Origin of the sequence: uncultured Rhodoblastus sp. (genome assembly GCF_903903185.1) — a bacterium.
Lineage (GTDB): Bacteria > Pseudomonadota > Alphaproteobacteria > Rhizobiales > Beijerinckiaceae > Rhodoblastus.
The window spans coordinates 1-2,670 of sequence record NZ_CAIUXT010000035.1 but is presented as its reverse complement, the minus strand read 5'-3'; the positions used below and the strand labels follow the sequence as shown (position 1 = coordinate 2,670).

1 protein-coding gene and 1 pseudogene are annotated in these 2,670 nt (G+C 60.2%); both read left to right on the top strand.

Annotated features, from left to right (window positions below; all coding sequences use genetic code 11):
- A pseudogene (locus QZY01_RS02860) lies at nt 1–124 on the top strand (IS630 family transposase); the annotation flags it as partial.
- Nucleotides 125–210: 86 nt separating this feature from the next.
- Nucleotides 211–2,538, top strand: coding sequence for a hypothetical protein (locus tag QZY01_RS02855; protein WP_294533081.1), 2,328 nt, complete (start codon nt 211–213; stop codon nt 2,536–2,538).
- The last annotated feature ends 132 nt before the right edge of the window (nt 2,539–2,670 follow it).

Genomic DNA, 2,670 nt, shown 5'->3' with positions numbered 1-2,670 from the left:
GCTGCGCAAGGCCAAGGAGCGAACGGTCGATAAACTGTGGGACCGGATTGGCGTCGTTCTTGACGAGTTCACACCCCAAGAATGCGCAAATTATCTCGCTCACGACGGATATGCGTCAGGTTAGCCGGGGATTGCTCTAAGAGCGTCTTCCACATTTGTGAAGCGCTTGTCTATTTGGGCGTCGAAGGAGGCGTCCTTCGTCCCGGCGCGTTGAACCCCTGGGCGGGCACGGGAGACGGAAATAATGCAGATCCGATCCATCCAGACTGGGATAGTGTCGGTGACGAAGACTTAACCCGCCTCCGTCAGGTAGCGATCCAACTTCTCGGAGAGTTCGATCAAGGCCTCCTGTTATGGGTTCCGCTTCGTCGCAGCGAACATCTCGATCGAGCCAAAGACCGGCAGTATGGGTTGGGTCAGGTCTGCGCGACTCCGGAAGAGGTCGCTTCTTGGTTCAGTCGACCTGCATCCATTGCCCTTCTGCTCGCCCAGTGCGGACATCTGCATTCAATTGAGGCCGACCGCGTCGCCGATACGGAGGCAATGAAGGCGCGCACCAAACTTGCGTGCGTTGCTCGTCCTGCTCACCAACGCGGCCCATGGGTTGGTCGCTATGACGACGACAAACCCACGCCGGATCGGGTTTTCGAAGGAAGAATTGAGGGAGCAGAACGGGCTTGGTCAGTTCGTGGTATCGAAGCACTCGGCCACGATGGACTGCGGTCGCTCCGGTCGGGAGATGACTGGCCAAGCGATCCGCACTGGCAGGAGGGACGATCCATTTGGATTCGGCGCAAAGCGCTTGCCCACGCGGCCGTCACGGTCCTTTTCCCCGAAATCGGTTTGGCGAAACAATGCGGGGCTCGACTTCGCTGGGCTGTGTTTCTGCCTCTTGATGATGATCCAAATCCACGTTCGAGCGCGGTCGTAGAAGCCGTGGGATTTGCTTCGGATTTGGTGGCCTGGGAAATTGTCTTGCATGGATATTTCTGGCCCTCCCAAGACCGCAGGTCCATTCCTGGCGTCACGGACGAGGATCGGGGGGCGGGTGATAACGCTGTTCGGGCAAATTGGAACCGTGCGGTACGCGACGAGCTCGTCCTCCCCCTGCTTCCGAGCGCACTCGCAAACGCTGTCGCCAGCATTCCTGAGGACATTGCGCGGCCGCTGCTCGAAGCCGTTGTCTCATTCCCAACAGTCACAAAACACCTCTCCTCGGTAACGCGGCGGAGCAAGTTGCTGCCGGTGCTCACGGAGGGCGGTGTCCGCTGGATATCCCACGAAGTCGCGGGAACCGTCGTCGTTTCCATTCCTGACTGGACACGGGCCCCAAGCACGATTCGAGATCGATTCGTCGAAGCTTCGAGCAGCAACACCGAGGACATCCTTCCCAAGGACATCCTTTTTATCGACGACGGCGCCCCCAAAATAGGTGGGCAAGTTGCCGCGTGGCCGCTCACTTGGCTGACGCTGCTGCTGGACTGCATCCCAGCCGACGCATTGCGCACGCCTGAACAGTTGACTTGGATTGGTGGGCTCGTCCACCACGTAATCGCTCCTCACGCTGCAGGCCGCGACGAGCGCGAAGCTGTGGTCACACGTTGGCTTGCCAAGTGGATCGGGGAGGGCGCCCTCCCAACCAACTCGGACTCCACAACTCGCGGAGATCTGCGGGCTGCGTGGCGAGAAATCTTCAACGAATTGCCAGTTGCCTGGTTGGTGGACGCTCCCGTTGCCAGCCAACCGGCCGTCGCTGAGCTCGCTAGGCGAGGCCTACTTGGTGACGGCCTTCTGCCGATCCCGCTCGGTCGCCGCCCTGAAAGATTGCGAACTTCCCATCCCGAAGCAGAGCGGCTAGACCGCGCGCTTCTCGAGTTAGGCAATCTCCTCCTCGCGGGACGTGAAGGAACATCGCAAAGCACACAACGCGCTCGGCTTTTGCTCGCGGAGACCCTGCTCTCAGTGCGCGAAGATCGCCCCTTGGGCGAGGATCTCGGCACGTTGCCACTACTTCGTGCGCATAGGCTCCCCGATGAGCAGGACGAAGCGTGGTCCGTTCGCAAACTCCATCAATACACCGAAAACCGGCGCGTTTTTGCACGTACAGGCGTAGACGAGGGAATCGATTCCGCTGCTGTAGAGTCTCCCTTGGATCCGAAGCGCGCTGCTATTGACCTCGCGGAGGCTGTCAGTGACGACGTCTGGATTGTCGATGACTTGGTGGCCTCAATCGCTGGCGTCCCGGCGCCCTCGACAATCGAGCTAGCAGCGGCGGTTCTCCACGCGGATGCGATTGATTCGCCCACGGCACGGCGCGTTGGGTTGCTGCGCCGCCTCGGACCGGATGCCTCGAATTCAGTTATTCGCCGAGCGATACGTATGTTGCTGACGGGACGAAGATGCGATCCGGATGCCGAGCCGGAGCTCTATTACGTTCGCAGCCACGACTCCGATGTGGCCGCCAATCAACGTACGCTGGGCATATTACTCGACCTTTTGGGTTTGGCGTGGAGCGCGGTTGAGGCCGAACTAGCCTGATCTATTCACCGCGAGTTGCCTCCCTGGCCGATGGAGACGAGGTCTGCGCCGCTGGTCGCGCGTAATTGTTCGGCGCGTCGCGCCGTTTTTGGCCTTTTCGAACTTTGGTGACGCGCTGGAGGAGATTGGCGG